The organism is Nonomuraea sp. NPDC049129, from assembly GCF_040648495.1.
GTDB lineage: Bacteria > Actinomycetota > Actinomycetes > Streptosporangiales > Streptosporangiaceae > Nonomuraea.
Map to the genome: position 1 here is coordinate 82,752 of NZ_JBEZDU010000009.1, position 16,358 is coordinate 99,109.

Annotated in this window: 17 protein-coding genes and 1 tRNA gene; 13 read left to right on the plus strand and 5 right to left on the minus strand. The window is 66.4% G+C overall.

Features of this window, described 5'->3' with window-relative positions; all coding sequences use genetic code 11:
* Positions 1 to 88 precede the first annotated feature (88 nt).
* Complete coding sequence (locus AB0B64_RS28160; RefSeq protein ID WP_358180819.1) at positions 89 to 715, minus strand: TetR family transcriptional regulator; 627 nt, start codon at positions 713 to 715, stop codon at positions 89 to 91.
* A 101-nt stretch (positions 716 to 816) separates the two neighbouring features.
* Between AB0B64_RS28160 and AB0B64_RS28165 the strand changes: the two genes are divergently transcribed.
* Together AB0B64_RS28165 and mca are read left to right on the plus strand one after the other, a co-directional pair.
* Positions 817 to 1,686: an alpha/beta fold hydrolase gene (locus tag AB0B64_RS28165; RefSeq protein WP_358180822.1), complete on the plus strand. Its 870-nt coding sequence runs from the start codon at positions 817 to 819 to the stop codon at positions 1,684 to 1,686.
* Positions 1,687 to 1,721: 35 nt separating this feature from the next.
* On the plus strand, positions 1,722 to 2,639 hold the full coding sequence (mca, locus tag AB0B64_RS28170) for a mycothiol conjugate amidase Mca (protein ID WP_358180825.1): 918 nt from the start codon (positions 1,722 to 1,724) through the stop codon (positions 2,637 to 2,639).
* Between the two features lie 383 nt (positions 2,640 to 3,022).
* Here the strand turns inward: mca and AB0B64_RS28175 are convergent, their stop codons facing one another.
* On the minus strand, positions 3,023 to 4,093 hold the full coding sequence (locus tag AB0B64_RS28175; RefSeq protein WP_358180828.1) for a LacI family DNA-binding transcriptional regulator: 1,071 nt from the start codon (positions 4,091 to 4,093) through the stop codon (positions 3,023 to 3,025).
* Positions 4,094 to 4,592: 499 nt separating this feature from the next.
* Between AB0B64_RS28175 and AB0B64_RS28180 the strand changes: the two genes are divergently transcribed.
* From AB0B64_RS28180 to AB0B64_RS28205, 6 genes are all read left to right on the plus strand, one after another.
* Complete coding sequence (locus AB0B64_RS28180) at positions 4,593 to 5,861, plus strand: sugar ABC transporter substrate-binding protein (RefSeq protein ID WP_357945860.1); 1,269 nt, start codon at positions 4,593 to 4,595, stop codon at positions 5,859 to 5,861.
* Positions 5,862 to 5,869: 8 nt separating this feature from the next.
* Positions 5,870 to 6,811: a sugar ABC transporter permease gene (locus AB0B64_RS28185; protein ID WP_357945858.1), complete on the plus strand. Its 942-nt coding sequence runs from the start codon at positions 5,870 to 5,872 to the stop codon at positions 6,809 to 6,811.
* Positions 6,808 to 7,635 (plus strand): carbohydrate ABC transporter permease, encoded by an 828-nt coding sequence (locus tag AB0B64_RS28190; RefSeq protein ID WP_357945856.1) that lies wholly within the window; start codon positions 6,808 to 6,810, stop codon positions 7,633 to 7,635. The genes AB0B64_RS28185 and AB0B64_RS28190 overlap by 4 nt, the downstream gene beginning before the upstream one ends.
* 41 nt (positions 7,636 to 7,676) lie before the next feature.
* Positions 7,677 to 9,140, plus strand: a complete 1,464-nt coding sequence (locus tag AB0B64_RS28195; RefSeq protein WP_357945853.1) for a family 43 glycosylhydrolase — start codon at positions 7,677 to 7,679, stop codon at positions 9,138 to 9,140.
* Positions 9,141 to 9,173: 33 nt separating this feature from the next.
* The gene (locus AB0B64_RS28200) at positions 9,174 to 10,556 is read left to right on the plus strand and encodes a GH1 family beta-glucosidase (protein WP_358180831.1); all 1,383 of its coding nucleotides are present in this window, start codon (positions 9,174 to 9,176) and stop codon (positions 10,554 to 10,556) included.
* A 72-nt stretch (positions 10,557 to 10,628) separates the two neighbouring features.
* Entirely contained in the window at positions 10,629 to 11,051 is a 423-nt protein-coding gene (locus AB0B64_RS28205; RefSeq protein ID WP_357945849.1) for a tyrosine-type recombinase/integrase, read from the plus strand.
* A 55-nt stretch (positions 11,052 to 11,106) separates the two neighbouring features.
* On the opposite strand, the gene AB0B64_RS28210 is transcribed toward AB0B64_RS28205, so the two are convergent.
* Positions 11,107 to 11,913: a UTRA domain-containing protein gene (locus AB0B64_RS28210; RefSeq protein ID WP_357945846.1), complete on the minus strand. Its 807-nt coding sequence runs from the start codon at positions 11,911 to 11,913 to the stop codon at positions 11,107 to 11,109.
* 248 nt (positions 11,914 to 12,161) lie between these two features.
* On the opposite strand from AB0B64_RS28210, the gene AB0B64_RS28215 reads away from it, so the two are divergent.
* Entirely contained in the window at positions 12,162 to 12,488 is a 327-nt protein-coding gene (locus tag AB0B64_RS28215) for a hypothetical protein (protein ID WP_357945844.1), read from the plus strand.
* A gap of 1,233 nt (positions 12,489 to 13,721) precedes the next feature.
* Here the strand turns inward: AB0B64_RS28215 and AB0B64_RS28220 are convergent.
* Positions 13,722 to 13,798, minus strand: a tRNA-Pro gene (locus AB0B64_RS28220).
* A gap of 84 nt (positions 13,799 to 13,882) precedes the next feature.
* Here AB0B64_RS28220 and AB0B64_RS28225 point away from each other — a divergent pair.
* The 4 genes from AB0B64_RS28225 (at position 13,883) to AB0B64_RS28240 (ending at position 15,837) form a co-directional block, all read left to right on the plus strand.
* The gene (locus AB0B64_RS28225) at positions 13,883 to 14,308 is read left to right on the plus strand and encodes a hypothetical protein (protein WP_358180834.1); all 426 of its coding nucleotides are present in this window, start codon (positions 13,883 to 13,885) and stop codon (positions 14,306 to 14,308) included.
* A 69-nt stretch (positions 14,309 to 14,377) separates the two neighbouring features.
* Positions 14,378 to 14,923 (plus strand): hypothetical protein, encoded by a 546-nt coding sequence (locus AB0B64_RS28230; RefSeq protein ID WP_357945838.1) that lies wholly within the window; start codon positions 14,378 to 14,380, stop codon positions 14,921 to 14,923.
* A gap of 5 nt (positions 14,924 to 14,928) precedes the next feature.
* On the plus strand, positions 14,929 to 15,636 hold the full coding sequence (locus tag AB0B64_RS28235; RefSeq protein WP_358180837.1) for a hypothetical protein: 708 nt from the start codon (positions 14,929 to 14,931) through the stop codon (positions 15,634 to 15,636).
* Positions 15,637 to 15,642: 6 nt separating this feature from the next.
* A complete protein-coding gene (locus AB0B64_RS28240) occupies positions 15,643 to 15,837 on the plus strand; it encodes a hypothetical protein (RefSeq protein WP_219538302.1) in 195 nt (64 codons plus the stop codon).
* A gap of 103 nt (positions 15,838 to 15,940) precedes the next feature.
* Here the strand turns inward: AB0B64_RS28240 and AB0B64_RS28245 are convergent, their stop codons facing one another.
* The gene (locus AB0B64_RS28245; RefSeq protein ID WP_357945833.1) at positions 15,941 to 16,354 is read right to left on the minus strand and encodes an ATP-binding protein; all 414 of its coding nucleotides are present in this window, start codon (positions 16,352 to 16,354) and stop codon (positions 15,941 to 15,943) included.
* Positions 16,355 to 16,358 lie beyond the last annotated feature (4 nt).

Below are 16,358 nucleotides of genomic sequence, written 5' to 3' on the forward strand. Positions count from 1 at the left end.
GCATCGACTCCCACAAGACCCGGCACCTCCGTACGAGAAGGTCGGCAGGTAGACGTGGTGCTCCCACAGATCGCCTCTGATCGTGCTGTCACCGCGTCGCATAGTCGGCCAGGGAGACTTCCAGCAGGCCGAAGACCTGGTGGGCCGAGCGGGTCACGGTGGCGGCGATCTGGCGGTTGCTCTGCCCCTGTCTCGTGAGATCCATGATGTGCTCGAACAGGGTGCGGTGGGCGGCACCGAGCAGGGCGGCCGCCGCGCGGGCCGTGAGGTCGCCGGGGGCGGACGCGGTATCGGTGGCAAGGACTTGGGCGAGAGCCTCTTCGCGCTGGTCGTGCAGGTCGCGCAGCCGGGCGGTAAGGGTGGGGCTGTCGCTGATCATGCGGGCGAAGCCCTGACTGGAGAAGCCGATGACGGCGTCGTGCCGCTCCACCCCGGCCAGGAACTCGCGACGCAGGGCGGCCAGCGCGGATTCGCCCGCCGGCCGGTCGGCGACGGTGCGGGCCAGACTGGCGGCGAACGTCTCGTGATAGTCGAGGGCGAGGTCTTCCTTGCGGGGGAAGTAGTTGGTGACGGTCATCTTGGCCACCTGGGCGGCGGCCGCGATCTCGGTGATGGTCACCGCCTCGAAGCCGCGCTCGATGAACAGTCTCGTCGCGGCGTTGGAGATCGCCTGCCTCGTCTGCTGCTTCTTGAGCTCGCGAAGTCCCGTGGCCATGACACCACATCCTCTCATAGGCCGATCATAAATCGATGCTTGACACATTTTTATGTCCATCCTAAATTTATGTCTCACCCAAGCGATACGGGAGAGAACCCTTGAACATCCCCGCCGGTCCCGACGAGACCGCAGCGGTCATGGCGCAGATGCGTGCGCCGGCAGCAGGGACGCCGGAGCCGCCCGCGGACGCCGATTTCACGGCGGCGCTTCCCCGCATGGAGGGGGCCGCCGGGCAGTGGGTCAACACCTCTGGGCGTTCGGCGGCGGAGGCCGGTATCACGCTGTACATCCACGGCGGCGGCTTCGCGCACACCGAACCCCGGATGGAACGACTCATGGCCTGTCACCTGTCCAAGGCGACAGCTCGGCCGGTCTTCGCGGTGGACTACCGGCTCGCCCCTGCCCACCCCTACCCGGCGGCGCTCGATGACGTGACAGCCGTCTACAGCAGGCTGCTCGATCAGGGCGTACCGGAGTCCCGGATCGTCCTGTTCGGTGAGTCGGCAGGTGGCACCCTCGCCCTGTCGGCGCTGCTGGCACTCAAGGAGATCGCGGCCCCAATGCCGGCCGGGGTGATCGCGGTGTCCCCCTTGACCGATCTGACCCTGTCCAGCCCGTCGCTGGACATCAACGACGAACGAGACATGATCAATCGGGCGGTACTGAAGGGCGTCACCACCCAATACCTGGCAGGAGCGCGACCGGATCTGGCGCCTCAGTCCCCCCTGTACGGCGATCTTCGTGGTCTGCCGGCCCTTCTGCTGATAGCCGGTTCCGCGGAGGTGCTGCTCGACGATGCCCGGCGCTTCGCGGCAGCGGCCTCGGCAGCGGGAACGGAGGTCACCCTCGATGTCTACGAGGGCATGCCCCATGTCTTCCACCTGGCGATGTTGCCGGGCGTACCCCTCCCCACCACGACCACGTTCCTCCGCCGCCTGGCGGAGTGGACCGAAGAAAGGCAGCGATGAGTCCGCGGATCACCCCAGGAGAGCCCCTCCGCCTGATGAGCGTGCACGCCCACCCTGACGACGAGTCGAGCAAGGGCGCGGCGACACTCGCCAAGTACGCCGCGGAGGGGGTGGACGTCCTGGTGGTCACCTGTACGGGCGGGGAGCGCGGCGACGTGCTGAACCCCGCGATGGACCGGCCCGGCGTACGGGAGAACCTCACCGAGATCCGGCGGGCCGAGATGGCGGCGGCCAGGGAGATCCTGGGCGTCCGGCAGCACTTCCTGGGCTTCATCGATTCGGGCCTGCCCACGGCCGGCGAGCCGCTGCCGGACGACTGCTTCGCGGTCCAGCCGCTGGAAGAGGCGGCCGGGCGCCTGGTGGCGTTGATCCGCGAATTCCGCCCGCACGTGATCGTGACCTACGACGAGACCGGCGGATACCCACACCCCGACCACATCAAGACGCACCAGGTGACCGTGGCGGCCTTCGACGCCACTCGTCATCCGGGAAACGGCGAACACTGGCAGCCGCTCAAGCTCTACTATCTGGGCACCCTGTCGCGAGCCTGGTTCCAAGCCATGCACGATGCCCTGACAGCGCGCGGGATCGACTCGGGAATGGAGGCCGTGCTGGCAGAGCTCCCGGACGACGCCCCCACCCTGGAGATCACTACCCGCATTGCCTGCGCGGAGTACTTCGAGGTCCGGGACCGGGCATTGCTCGCCCACGCCACGCAGATCGACCCCACTACCGGGTTCATGCTCCACGATCGTGATGTGGAGCGGGAGGTATGGCCCGTCGAGGACTATCACCTCGCTCGGTCCCACGTCGACGGCACCGTTCCCGAAGACGACCTGTTCGCCGGCCTGCGCCCGGCCGCGAGTGACACCCCGCTCACCATCGCCGCGGCGAACGGCGCGCTGAAGGACCTCGAAGACCAAAGATTCTGGCCCGCGCCGACGAGGACGTGACCCGGCTGTCCCCGCCCACCGAGGAGCACCCGCCCTATGAACCCGCTTGAGCTGCAACGCGCAGGAACCGGACGCGCTCGCCACCGCGCGATTTGGGACCACCTCGTCTGATCGTCGTTCGACGCCCTCGCCTCGGTGTCATCGGACATCGACCCCGAGACGCTGACCTCAGCGATGTCGGATGCAGGGTTCGTAGCCCTGGGTAGCTGCGAGTATCCCTTGCCGAACGGTAAACCCTGGCGCGACAGGACTTCCAGACCATCCCATTCCCATAAACAACCGGACCCTTATGCGGCTTGAACTGGTCTCTACGTCGGGGGGTGAATCGCCATTGGCTCGAGGTCGTGTCGCTCGATCTCGCAACAGCCGGCAGCAGGTTTCTGTCAGTCGTTGGAGCAACCGCAGGTTTCGCCACGCCACACCACACACGCGAGAGTTTCATGACGGCTCGCGTCTTCGTTACCCTCGAGGGCTTCGAGGAGGATCCGCACCGCGACCCGCCCGACGTCCTCCATTGGCTGTCGCACCGTCGTCAAGTGTGGGGTGATCAGCCGTCCCGCCAGTATTCCGTCGAAGCCGGTCACCGCCACCTGGGCCGGCACGTCCATGCCCTGTCCCCGAAGCGCGTCGATCGCGACGATGGCCTCCTGATCGGTCGCGCACACGAGAGCCTGCGGAAAGGAAGGCCGATCGAGAAGGCCGCGGACGGCGTCGATCGTCGACTGATCGTCGCCGGGATGGCTTCTCACCGGGGGCGGAGGGGCGATGCGCGCCTGCCGCAGGACTTCGGAGAAGCCCTCATAGCGCGCCACGAACTCCGGGGTGCCCAACTCGCCGAGGTAGGCGAAGTCGCGATAACCGTGATCGATCAGCAAGTGCTCGGTAAGACGGGCCATGGCGGCGCGGTTGTCGACGAAGACGGTGTGCATCCCCTCTCGCCGGATTTCCCCGCCGAGTTCGACGACGGGTATACGGGCTGAGATCTGTTCCAAAAGAGCGCCCGATGCGGCACCGGCGAACGCTATGAGGCCGTCCACGCGCCCCGCGACATCGATCACGCTCGGCAAATGTCCAGGATTATGGCCGGAACCGAGCATCAGCGCGTAACCGTGCCGCCGGCACTCCAACTGGACGCCCCGCTGGACCTCGTCCGAATACAACGGGAAAAGCCGTCCGTCAGGAACGCGAGTCGAATCAAGCGGAGCGGAATCCGGGGAATCCGCGGCCGGCTCGAGTAGATAGTCGAACGCATACAGGCCCAGCGCTCCGGTCTTTCCTTTGGCAAGTCCACGGGCATTCGCACTGGGCACATAGCCGATGGAGTCGGCAGCGCGCAGAACCGCTTGCAAAGTGTCCGCCTTCACCCGCTCCGGCTTGGTGAACGCAAAGGAAACCGTTGCGATCGACACTCCGGCAAGTTGCGCGACATCGTATACCGTCGGTCGCCTCGTCACGTCCGCCCCAATTCACGTCAGGAACCCATCAAGAGCACTCGTACAGTACCGGTTCGACGGCGCTCCAAGGCGCTCCCTTCGATTGTCGCCCGGTGACCGGAAAGGCTCAGCCTTGGCACGCGACCGCGCGGTGGACACGGTCAGCCGGGACGCTCATCACGATCATGTCCCGCACGAGGAGAGCCGCCCCTGGGAAACGCGGCCGCCGTACGGAAGCCGCGCGCCCGGGATGGCGAGCAGACCGCGTCGATCTTGAGATCCATCCCTTCTACCAGGACTTATCGCCGCATGGATCAAGAACGGCGATCCGCGTCGGGCGTGCGGCGCGCGCATCACCGTGCGAAGAGTTCAGCAGTGAGCATGGTTGCGCCACCCCATGTTATGCGCTTAGATGCCGGAACGGAGTCGATCCGGCACGACCTGTGCTCGCAGTGGAGCACCGTTCGCGCACCCCGCAACCCCCCATGCACGAAGGGGAACGATGATGATCCGACGGAATATGGCGGCGGCCACGGCCGTCACCGCGACGCTTGCACTCATGCTCAGCGGTTGTGGGCGTTCGAACGACCGCCCACAGAACGACGTGCCGGCAAGTCGCCTGACGAATGGCCCGGCCACTGGCACCGTCACTATCTGGGCGCAGGGCACAGAGGGTGAAGCGCTCGCCGATTTCCTCAAGCCCTTCAAAGAGAAGAACCCCGGCATCGAGGTCAAGGTGACCCCGATCCCGTGGGACTCGGCGCAGAACAAATATCAGACGGCGATCGCCGGCGGAACGACTCCAGACGTCGGCATGCTGGGGACCGACTGGATGCCGACATTCGCCTCGGCGCTCCGTCCGACGCCCGCCGAGATCGACACGAGCGACATTTTCCCGGTTTCGCGGCAGACGACGAACATCGGCGGCGCGCAGCTGGGTGTGCCGTGGTACGTCGAAACTCGAGTGATCTACTACCGTACCGACCTGATGAAGAAGGCGGGGTTCGACAGCTTCCCCAAAGACTGGGCGGGATTCAAGGCGCTCGCCACGGCGTACCAGGACAAGGCCGGCGCGAAATACGGCGTCGTGCTTCCGTCCGGCGGATGGAACGGTTTCTTGAACAGTCTGCCGTTCGCCTGGTCGAACGGAGCCGACGTCATGAACTCCGACCAGACGAAGTGGACGTTCGACACCCCGAAGATGGTCGAGTCCCTCGAATACGTCAACAGCTTCTTCAAAGAAGGCATCGCCAACAAGAATCCCGATTCCGAGTCGGCGTCCACGGCCTCGGCCTTCGTTGACGGTACCGTCCCGATGTTCATCAGCGGCCCGTGGGACATCCCGGGGCTGAAGACCGCGGGCGGCGCCGGTTTCGAGGAAAAGTTCGCGGTGGCGCCGATCCCGGCCCCGCCGGGCGGGACGTCCACCTCGTTCGCGGCCGGCGCCAACCTCGCCGTGTTCAAGAACTCCAAGAACCCGGACGCGGCATGGAAGCTGATCCAGTGGCTCACGCAGCCCGAGGTCCAGGTCGCGTGGTTCAAGGCGGTCAACGACCTTCCCTCGCGGCAGACAGCGTGGAAGGACACCGCGCTGACGAGCGACCCGAAGGTGTCGGTGTTCGGTGAGCAGCTCAAGAGCGTCAAGACGGCGCCCGCCCTCACCTCGTGGACGCAGGTGTCGGCGGCCGCCGACACGGAGATCGAGCGGATCGCCCGTGGCGGCAAGAGCCCGCAGGACGCGGTCAAGCAGCTGCAGTCGACCGCCGATTCGCTGGGAACCGGCGAATAGGCATGGCCGTGACCCGAGTCGCCGGCGCCGGAGCGTTGTCGCGCTCCGGCGGCGACGGCACCACCAGGGCGCGTCGTCGCCGGATGACGGTGGTGGCCTACCTCTTCGCTCTGCCGTTCATCCTGAGCTTCGCCGTCTTCATGGTGTTCCCGCTCGTCTCGTCGTTCCTGATGTCCTTCACCGACTTCAGGAACAGCGACATCGAGAGCCCGCTGGCCGTCAAGTTCGTGGCGCTGGACCAGTACCTCCGGCTGTTCGAGAACCAGCAGTTCGTGCGGTCGCTGCTGAACACCGTGTACTTCGTCGCGGTGGGCATCCCGCTCACGATGGTCGCGGCTCTCGCCCTCGCCGTGGCGCTCAACAACGGGATCACGCGATTTCGCACGGCATTTCGCGTCGGTTTCTATGCCCCCGTGATCACGAGCATCGTGGCGGTCGCGGTGGTGTGGCGGTTCATCCTCCAACCGGACGGCCTGCTGAACACCGCGCTCGACGCCGTCGGCATCCAGGGCCCGGACTGGCTCAATGACCCGCTCTGGTCGATGCCTGCCATGATCCTCATGGCCATCTGGCGCAACATGGGCACCCTCATGATCATCTTCCTTGCCGGGCTGCAGAACATCCCCGCGAGCGTGCTGGAAGCGGCCGCCGTCGACGGCGCCACCGCCTGGCAGCGATTCGTCCGGGTGACCCTTCCGATGCTCCGCCCCACGCTGCTCCTCGGCGCCGTGCTCCTCTCGGTCGGCTATCTGCAGTTCTTCGAGGAACCGTTCGTCATGACGAAGGGCGGCCCGCTGGACTCCACGCTCTCGATCAGCTATTTCACCTACAACCAGTTCGGTTTCGGCAACTACGGCACCGCGTCGGCGGCGAGCTACGTGCTCTTCATCGCCATCGCGCTGCTCAGCATCGTGCAGTTCCGAGCCTTCCGCCCCAAGGAAGCGCCATGAGGAAGCCCACCATCCCGGGCCGGGCCCTGGTGTACATCGTGCTCGTCATCGCCGTTGCGGCCACGCTCATCCCGTTCGTCTGGATGTACCTCGGTTCGGCGAAGACCCAGTCGGAACTGCTGAGGCGGCCGCCCACATGGTGGCCCGAGACCTTCACGTCCGAGAACTTCGCCACGTGGTTCGGCCGGCTGAATTTCCAGACGTTCTTTCTCAACAGCGTCATCGTGGCCGTCTTCACGGTCCTCGGAACGCTGTTGTTCTGCTCCATGGTCGGCTACGCGCTCGCGAAACTCGACTTCGCCGGCAAGCGGGCCCTCTTCCTGCTCGTGCTGGTCACGCTCATGGTTCCCGGCGTCGTCACGTTCATCCCGCTGTTCGTCGTGGTGAGCAAACTCGGGATGGTCAGCACCTACCCTGCGCTGATCATTCCGTTCCTCGCAGGGCCGATGGGCGTCTTCCTCATGCGCCAGTTCATCAGTGAGATCCCCGACGCGCTCATCGAAGCCGCCCGCATCGACGGCGCGGGCGAGGTGCGCATCTTCACGCGCATCATCCTGCCGCTCTGCGGGCCGGCATTGGCGACACTCGCCATCCTCACCTTCCTCGGATCGTGGAACAACTTCCTGTGGCCGCTCGTGGTCGCGCAGACCGAGGACATGTACACCCTCCCCGTCGCGCTCTCCCTGTACTCGGTGGGGCAGAACGCGACCAACTACGGAGTCCTGCTGGCCGGCTCCGTGCTGGTCATCACCCCCGTGCTGCTGCTCTTCGTGGCCCTGCAGCGCTACTTCATTCAAGGAATCACGGCGACCGGAATCAAATGACCTTCGAAACACGAAAAGGCAGGCGCCGCGAGGCGGCCGGCGTGCATCCCATCATCGGCGGCTTCTACCCCGACCCGAGCGTCTGCCGCGCCGGCGCCGACTACTACCTGGTCAACTCCTCCTTCGAATACTCCCCAGGCGTCCCGGTCTGGCACAGCACCGACCTCACCCATTGGACCCAGATCGGCAACGCCCTGACCGGCACCGATGGGTTCCAGGCGGGAGAAGCCGGCGCCAGCAAGGGAATCTACGCTCCGACACTCCGCCATCACGCGGGCCGCTTCTGGCTGATCACGACGAACGTCTCCACCAGCGGCGGCCAACTGCTGACGTCGACGACGGACCCGGCCGGCCCGTGGGCTCCGGCCGTGGTGATCGACGGCCTGGCGGGCATCGATCCCGACCTGGCCTGGGATGACGATGGCACCTGCTACGTCACGTACTGCTCGACACGCCCCGGCCTGGAGGGCATCGCCCAAGCCCGAGTCGATCTCGAAAAGGGGGTGGCGCTGGAGGAGCCAAGGCCCGTCTGGCAGGGGACCGGACTGGCCTTCCCCGAGGCTCCACATCTCTACCGCCGCGACGGGTGGTGGTACCTGATGATCGCCGAAGGCGGCACGGAACGCGGCCACGCCATCACCATCGCCCGATCCCGAAACCCCGACGGCCCCTTTGAGCCCGCCCCCGGCAATCCCGTCTTCTCGCATCGCAGCACCACGCATCCGGTGCAGAACACGGGGCACGCGGACCTCGTCGAAGCCCCCGACGGACGGTGGGCGGCCGTGTATCTCGGCGTCCGCCCGCGCGGGATGACCCCGATGTTCCACGTCAACGGCCGCGAGACATTCCTCGCCGGCATCGACTGGATCGACGGGTGGCCGCAGTTCGACGAGGGTCGCTTCGTGTACGAGATCCCCGACCGCTCCTTCCTGGATCGATTCGCCGACCCCTCACTCCATCCTCGCTGGGTCTCCCCCGGCGCTCCTCTCGGCGAATTCGTCTCACCCGCCGAACCCGGCATTGCGTTGATCCCGGCCGCCTCCGCCAGCGGGAACGTCAGCGCCCTCATGACCCGGGTGACCGACGAGCGCTGGCGCTTCGACGTCGCGCTACGGACGGCCGACGGCGCGGCGGGCGTCCTGCTCCGACTCGATGACCGCCACTGGTGCGAGTTGCGGGTGAACGACGGCTCCGCGCACGCGGTCCTGCGCGTCGGTCCGCTCGAATCCCCCATCGGCGAGGTCACGACCGGCCTCGGGCCGACGCCAACGGTGCGGATCGAGTCACTGCCCGCCACCCACGACGGCCCGGATGACATCGTATTGTCGGTGATCCGTGACGGCCACAGCGTGATGCTCGCGCGCTTCGACGGCCGATACCTCTCCACCGAGGTCGCCGGCGGATTCACCGGCCGGGTCGCCGGCGTCCGCGCCATCAGCGGCACGGTGGAAGTCGCCTCTGTGCGGTACGAGGCGGATGACGCCTACCTCGATCCCCGGCCATGACTCCATGACTCAAACCTTTCGCGAGGAGCTCCAGTGAGGTTTCCCCACGAGTTCGTCTTCGGGTCCGCGACAGCCGCGTACCAGATCGAAGGCGCCGCCACCGAGGACGGGCGCGGCCCGTCGATCTGGGACACATTCAGCCACACGCCCGGCCGGACGCTCAACGGCGACACCGGAGACGTCGCCGACGATCACTACCACCGTCTCGAGTCCGACCTCGACCTGATGGCCGAGCTCGGACTCGAGGCCTACCGGTTCTCCATCGCCTGGCCGCGGGTCATTCCCACCGGCGTGGGCCCGACCAACCACAAGGGCGTCGATTTCTATTCGCGCCTGGTCGACGGACTTCTCGAACGCGGCATCCGCCCGGTGGCGACGTTGTATCACTGGGACCTCCCCCAACCCCTGGAGGATGAGGGAGGGTGGACCAGCAGAGCCACCGCCGACACGTTCGCCGAGTATGCGCGGGTCATCAGCGCCGCGCTCGGGGACCGTGTCGACACCTGGACCACGCTCAACGAACCCTGGTGCTCGGCGTACCTCGGCTACGGCAGCGGCGTGCACGCGCCCGGACACACGAGCAGGCTGGAGCCGCTGCTGGCCGTGCACCATCTCAATCGCGCGCATGGCCTGGCCATCCAGGCGATGCGTTCGGAGGTCAAATCCGACGCGAAGTTCTCCGTCACGCTCAACCTGCACGTGTTCCGCCCGGACGGCCCGAGTGGCGAGATCGCGCGCTCAAAAGTGGAGGCGCTGTCGAACGACGCGTTCCTGGGGCCGATGCTGGAGGGTCGTTACACCGACCGTCTCCTGGAAACGACGGCCGGCATCACCGACTGGTCCTTCGTCCAGGATGGGGACCTGGAAACCATTCACCAGCCCATCGACGTCCTGGGCGTCAACTACTACAACACCAACCGGGTGCGGATGTCGGACGGGTCAGACGACCAGGAGCGGTCTGACGGACATGGCCGCTCGACCGCTTCTCCTTGGCCCGGCGCCGAAGACGTCGAGTTCCTCAACCAGCGGGGTCCGCTGACCGAGATGGGCTGGAACATCGATCCAGACGGCCTCCGTGACCTCCTCACCGACCTTCATGAGCGATATCCGAACCAACCCCTCATGATCACCGAGAACGGCGCCGCCTTCCCGGACACCGTCGACAACGGGATGATTCACGACGAGGATCGGATCGACTACGTCCGGCGGCACCTTCAGGCAGTATTCGACGTCATCGAGAAAGGCGTCGATGTGCGCGGCTACTTCTTGTGGTCGCTCATGGACAACTTCGAGTGGGCGTACGGATACTCGAAACGCTTCGGGATCATCCGCGTGGACTACGACACCCAGGCCCGCACGCTGAAGGACAGCGCCCGCTGGTACGCCAACGTCATCCGCTCACGCGAGCTCTCATGACCATGCTCAGCCGCATGGCCCTCCACTCCGGATAGACCGTTGAAGCTGCCGCCGGGCCAATCCCGCCGGACCATGCCGGGCCGAGATCGTGGACACGCTGCACAGTCCTGCTCGTACTCGGCCAGGAGGTCGATCGCGTCGGCGATCCGGACCGGGACATTCCGCCGTGGATCGCCGTGTGGCACTCCGCATGGGAAGGAGGCGACACCAAGACCGCAGGATCACGGGCTTGTCTTCGCCTCGCTCGTTGGCACACCGCTCGATGCCCACAACGTCAGACGAGCGTTCCGGAAGATCGTCAAGGACGCCGGGATGCCCGCCTACTACTGGACGCCCCGCGAGATGCGCCACAGCTTCGTCTCGCTGCTCACCGACTCCGGTGTCCCCTTGGAGGACCTCGCCTGGTCGGGACGACAGGATTTGAACCTGCGACCCCTTGACCCCCAGGCACATCACGAGGGGGCGAGATCACGGCCGATACCCGCCCCCACCTGAGGTTATAGTCCTTGCCGGTCCTTCAGCGTCCAAGGTCGTCCGGCGCGATTGTCACTCAGAATTCGTCGTACCCGGAGACCTGGCCGATGGAGAAGATGTGCCGGTTGGCGGCGCAGATCGTCTCCAAGACGTGGATGGGCGTGTCCTCAGTGGAGTAGCTCGCGCGGAGCACCTGGACGATCCACTCTCCGGGCTCGAGTTCCAGCGTCTCACGCTCGAAGGTGGTCGGCGGCCGAGCGGTCAGGTTCTCCTCCGCGTGACCGAACGAGTAGCCGAGCGCGGTCAACGCGGACTGAAGCGACGGCTTGACGAACTCCGGCTCGGCGATCCTGGTGTCGCCGAACAGGTCAGCGCGGAAGTAGCTCGTCGCGATGCGTACCGGCACGTCGTTCGCCGTCATCATCTTGCGCCGGGCCACGATGTCCGTACCGGGCTCGACACGCAGGCAGGCCGCAACGTGATCACTGGCGGGTTCCAGCCCGACATAGAGCATCCGGCGATCAGCTTTGAGCCCTTGCCGTTCCGCTTCCGCCAGGAACAGGGACTTGGACCCCCTGACGGCGGGCTCGGTCGGCAACGCCCGCTGCACCAGCACCCGAGGGGCCGACGTGGCAGGGCCTTCCGGCGCACGAGCGGTCGGCCCCTTTCTCATCTGCGAGATGCGTCCAGGGGAGACCCCCAGCCGCCCGGCGATCTCCTCCAGGCTCATCCCGGACTCCCGTGCCTCCGCGATGGCCTGCCGCCGCATCTTGGCCGCCTCGGTGACCAACCCCTGCTCCTCGGTCATGAGTCGGCTGAGCATGCGGGCTCGTTCCACGGGATCGTTGACCTGCGCGACTTCTCTCAGCGTCTTCAAGTCCATCCGGGCGTTGCCTCCTCAGCGACCGACATTCGGCGCACTTTAGCCCCCCTATTGCGAGGGCATGGCCAGGGCTCTACTCTCAACTTTAGCCCCCCTAAAGCGGGGCCCTTGAATAGACCCCCGCCTGCGGGACGAACGGTGCTGCAACACCACCCGCAGACGGGGGTCCAAAGCATCGAGAGCTTGGGGCGTCAACGATGCAGGACCAGATTATCGCCGGGCCTGGGAACGGCAAGAAAACGCAAGCCATGCTGTCCGCAGATCTCCTGCGCCAGACCCTCCAGACCGAGCACGGCATACAAGCAGACATCCACGTGGGATACGACCTCGCCCTGGTGTCGGTCTGGGTGGGGCTGGTGGTGTGGTGCGACGGTCACCGGTTCTGGTGGCGCACCGGCTGGGATCCCGAACGCAAGCGCCCCGTCTACGCCTGGCACCCGGCCATCGAACCTGGACGAGCCGCCCGCCGCATCGCCTTCCGGTACGCCGATCTACGCGCCGACCACCCGCTCTCCCAGGCGATCGGCGACCTGGGACACGCCGCCAGCGCCACCCTGGAAGAGAACGCGCCATGACGACGGCTGGGAGCACCATCGGCAGCCGAGTCAAGATCGTGGACATGCTCCACAGCCCAGCCAGGACACGAGCGTTCGCATCATGGCTCCTTGGACATCGTGCCACGGTGGTGGGCATCCTACGTAATGGCACGCTGGCACTCGTGGAGCTCGACGGCGAGCCCGGCGGAGCACGACGCTGGCCCATCCACTGGGATGACCTGCTGGTTTACACCGTGGTCCGAGCCGGTGAACATCGAAGAGGGCTACCGGCTCGGGCTATCCGGCCTTGAACGAGGCGCCGTTCAGCCTGCCGTACAAGGTGACAGCGGAAGGAGCCTCTGCGGTGAGCCAGCACATCCGCTGCCGATCTGCGGATGGTCGTTGCCATTCTCGCCAAGGGCAGCCCAAGCCTGCCCCGCCTGTGTCCGCTTGGCAGTGGAGGCGTCATAGGGCCGTCTCCACGATTTGAATTTGAGGGGATTGACAGATCGTCGCCGAACTCCGCCAGGATGCGGGTGGCCAGGATGGTGTCAAGCCCGGGTTGGCTGCGGTAGATGGGCGCGTCGGGATGATGGTCCAGAGCCTGTTCCATCTCGGCTTGCAGGCCGGCGATGGCGGTGGTCATGGCCGTGATGGTCTGTAGCAGCGCGGTGACGGCCAAGCCGAAGGGGTGGGGTGTTGCCGATGCGTAGCTTGGCGACCTTGGACCAGTCGATGCCACAGAAGACCCCCCGTGGATCGCCATGTGGCGGTCCGTACGCGAAGGAGGCGACACCAAGACCAGGCGGCTCACGGAGATCACTAGCGCTGCCCAAGCACTGCGTGGAAGCGCTAAAGGCTCGCCGGGAGCAGCAGCGCAGGGACATGAGGGAGGCAGTCGAGAAGTAGAAGGATCATGGTCTCGTCTTCGCTGGCACATCCCTCGACGCCCACAACGTACGCAGAGCGTTCCGGAAGATCGTCAAGGACGCCGGGATGCCCGCGTACTACTGGACGCGCCGCGAGATGCGCCACAGCCTCGTCTCACTGCTCTCCGACTCCGGTGTCCCCTGGACGACATCGCCCGCCTGGTCGGCCACAGCGGCACGGCTGTGACGGAAGCCGTCTACCGCAAGCAGATCCGCCCCGTACTCCTGCAAGGAGCTGCGGCGATGGACGATCTCTTCGCCCGTTGGTCACTCAGTTGGTCACTCAACAATGCGAAAGGGTGCCACCCTAAAGAGTGACACCCTGCTCGACCAGTAGAAAACCTGGTCGGGACGACAGGATTTGAACCTGCGACCCCTTGACCCCCAGTCAAGTGCGCTACCAAGCTGCGCTACGTCCCGGTTGTGTCGATCACCCCCTGCGGGGCGAGACGTCATAACCTTAGCGCACATCAGAACCGCACGTGTACTCAGCAGGAGGGGCTCGTGGGGCGCAGGCCGACCGTCGATCGGAGTGAGCTGGCCAGGCTCGTCGCCGAGGGAATGAACGTGCAGGAGTTGGCCGCGCACTTCGGAGTCAGTGAGTCCGGGGTGCTGCAGGCCAAGCGGGCCGCGGGCCTGGCCAAGCCGATGCTCGATCACAGCCGGGCCGTACCGTGGAAGCTGGAGCGGAAGCACGCGCAGTCCGGGCCCGCCACGAACCTGCGGAACCTGTCCGCCGCCGCGCAGGGGAAGCCGCCGGCGGCCGAGCGGTTGAACACCGCCTTGCGGTGGGCGCAGCGGCTTGTCGATGCCGGGCTCGACGTCGGCTACGACAGCGTGAGCGGGTTCAGGGAGGTCCCCGCCGCCCCTTGTGACTCACACGTCGCGACAGTGCTGGAAGCGGCCAGGAAAGCTCTGGAAGGCCGCTGACACCGGCGTTTCGGGCGCTCCTACGGGGGCAGTCGCTGGTCTCGACGTTAGAGACCGGAGGCGAACATTATGTCCACCTTGATCTGGGTGGTCGTCGTCGTGGTCGCGGTGGTGGCCCTCGCCGCAGTCGGCTACGTGGTGTTGCAGCAGCAGCGCCGCAGCCGCCTCCGCGCACGTTTCGGCCCCGAGTACGAACGCCTGATGGCGGAGCACGACAGCAGACGCGACGCGGAGCAGGAGTTGCTCGCCCGTGAGCAGCGCCACTCCGAGCTGGACATCCGGCCCCTGCCGGAGGAGTCACGTGACAGCTACGCCACCCGGTGGAACGAGGTGCAGGAGCGCTTCGTCGACGCCCCCGGGTTCGCGGTATCCGAGGCCGACCAGCTGGTGGCGGCGGTCATGGCGGAGCGAGGCTACCCCACGGATGACTTCGAGCAGCGGGTGTCCGATCTGTCCGTCGGGCACGGTGCCACCCTGGACCACTACCGGGCGGCCCACGAGATCAGCGGGCGCGCCGCCAGGAAGGAGGCCTCTACCGAGGATCTCCGTCAGGCGATGGTGCACTACCGCGCGCTCTTCGAAGAGCTCCTACAAGAGACCACGCGAGGACGGTGACCGATATGACGAGCGACGAGCTGAAAGTGCCGTCGCAACGGGCGGACCAGACCGATGACGATGACGCCCCCAGGGACGACTTCCGCGCGAACGACACCCCCACTACCGACCTCAGCAAGGAAGACGGCGTCCGTGACGAGCGGTCGCGGGCGATCGTCAACGAAGAGAACGAAGAGAACGACGAGGGGAATGGGGCTCGCCATCACGAGCCGTACGCCCCGATGGGCGGCGACATGCTGGCCGAGCCCGAGCCGGGTCTGAGCCCGGACCCGGTGCGCGACGAGCCCGAGTACACCGACGACGTGCCCGGCGAGCCCATGGTGGTGGAGAGCGCGCCGGCCCACGCCGCCCCTCAGTCCGTCGTCCTGTTCGACCAGGACCCGGCCGAAGTGCAGGGTCGCTGGCGCGAGCTGCAGACCTCGTTCGTGGACGACCCCAGTGACGCCGTCCAGCGGGCCGAAGGACTGGTCGAAGAGGTCGTCGAGGCGATCACCAGCGGTCTTACGGCTCGTACGGGCGAGCTGCGCGACCGCTGGAAGGGCGCTGACGACACCGAGCAGCTGCGGCTGGCCCTGCGCGACTACCGGGTCGTGCTGGAGCGGCTGCTCACCCTTTCAGGCCACGAAGCAGGCCACGAAGCAGGCCACGCGACCGGTCCCGCAACCGGCCATGAGACGAGCCACGCAACCGATACGGCCTACGGAACGAGGTAACGGGACATGCTGGCGATAGTCGCGGCGATCATTTTCGGCCTGGGCTTCCTGCTCGACCTGCTGAATGTGAGCATCGGGTCAGGGATCTCCGGCACGACGTTCATGCTGCTCGGCCTCACCCTGCTGGCGCTGCACCAGGCGGGCATCGGCACGGCCAGCGTCAAGAGCTACGGCGGCTGGCGAGGCCGTACCCGCCGATAACAAACGCCGACAGCGGACACAGCACGACAGCGCGCGGCGCACTCGATGATCACGAGATGATCACGAGGCGTCGCGCGCACATGTCGATTCATGTCTGGTGAAATCAGGTCTTGCTGGGGAAGCGCATGGTGACCGTGCTGCCCTCGCCGCCCACCCGCAGCGACAGGTCCGAGGAGAGCAGGCGGGCCACCCAGAGACCCATCCCGCCGACCGAGCCGGGCATCGGGCCGGGCTTCCAGGTGCCCTCGTCGTGTACCTCGACCACCAGTTCGCCGTCGTGGACCCAGGTGCGGAGCTGGGCGTCGACCGTGCCGTGGGTGACGGCGTTGGTGGCCACCTCGTTGACGGCGATGACGAAATCGCCCACCGCCTCCTCCGCCATGCCCACCTCGCGGGCCTCGGACGCGGCGAACTGGCGCACCCGCGGGAGGTCCGGCAACCGGAAGCTCAGCTTTTTCACCGGCGCGCCCGGTGGCGGGCTGATGGAGCCCGCCTGAGGATCGACATCCTCGTTCACCCGG

What these genes read in the sequence shown, in the direction of transcription:
- AB0B64_RS28160 (WP_358180819.1), bottom strand. Translation starts at nt 715, where the DNA reads ATGGCCACGGGACTTCGCGAGCTCAAGAAGCAGCAGACGAGGCAGGCG.
- mca (WP_358180825.1), top strand. Translation starts at nt 1,722, where the DNA reads ATGAGCGTGCACGCCCACCCTGACGACGAGTCGAGCAAGGGCGCGGCG.
- AB0B64_RS28180 (WP_357945860.1), top strand. Translation starts at nt 4,593, where the DNA reads ATGGCGGCGGCCACGGCCGTCACCGCGACGCTTGCACTCATGCTCAGC.
- AB0B64_RS28190 (WP_357945856.1), top strand. Translation starts at nt 6,808, where the DNA reads ATGAGGAAGCCCACCATCCCGGGCCGGGCCCTGGTGTACATCGTGCTC.
- AB0B64_RS28205 (WP_357945849.1), top strand. Translation starts at nt 10,629, where the DNA reads ATGCCGGGCCGAGATCGTGGACACGCTGCACAGTCCTGCTCGTACTCG.
- AB0B64_RS28210 (WP_357945846.1), bottom strand. Translation starts at nt 11,913, where the DNA reads ATGGACTTGAAGACGCTGAGAGAAGTCGCGCAGGTCAACGATCCCGTG.
- AB0B64_RS28215 (WP_357945844.1), top strand. Translation starts at nt 12,162, where the DNA reads ATGCTGTCCGCAGATCTCCTGCGCCAGACCCTCCAGACCGAGCACGGC.
- AB0B64_RS28230 (WP_357945838.1), top strand. Translation starts at nt 14,378, where the DNA reads ATGTCCACCTTGATCTGGGTGGTCGTCGTCGTGGTCGCGGTGGTGGCC.
- AB0B64_RS28235 (WP_358180837.1), top strand. Translation starts at nt 14,929, where the DNA reads ATGACGAGCGACGAGCTGAAAGTGCCGTCGCAACGGGCGGACCAGACC.
- AB0B64_RS28240 (WP_219538302.1), top strand. Translation starts at nt 15,643, where the DNA reads ATGCTGGCGATAGTCGCGGCGATCATTTTCGGCCTGGGCTTCCTGCTC.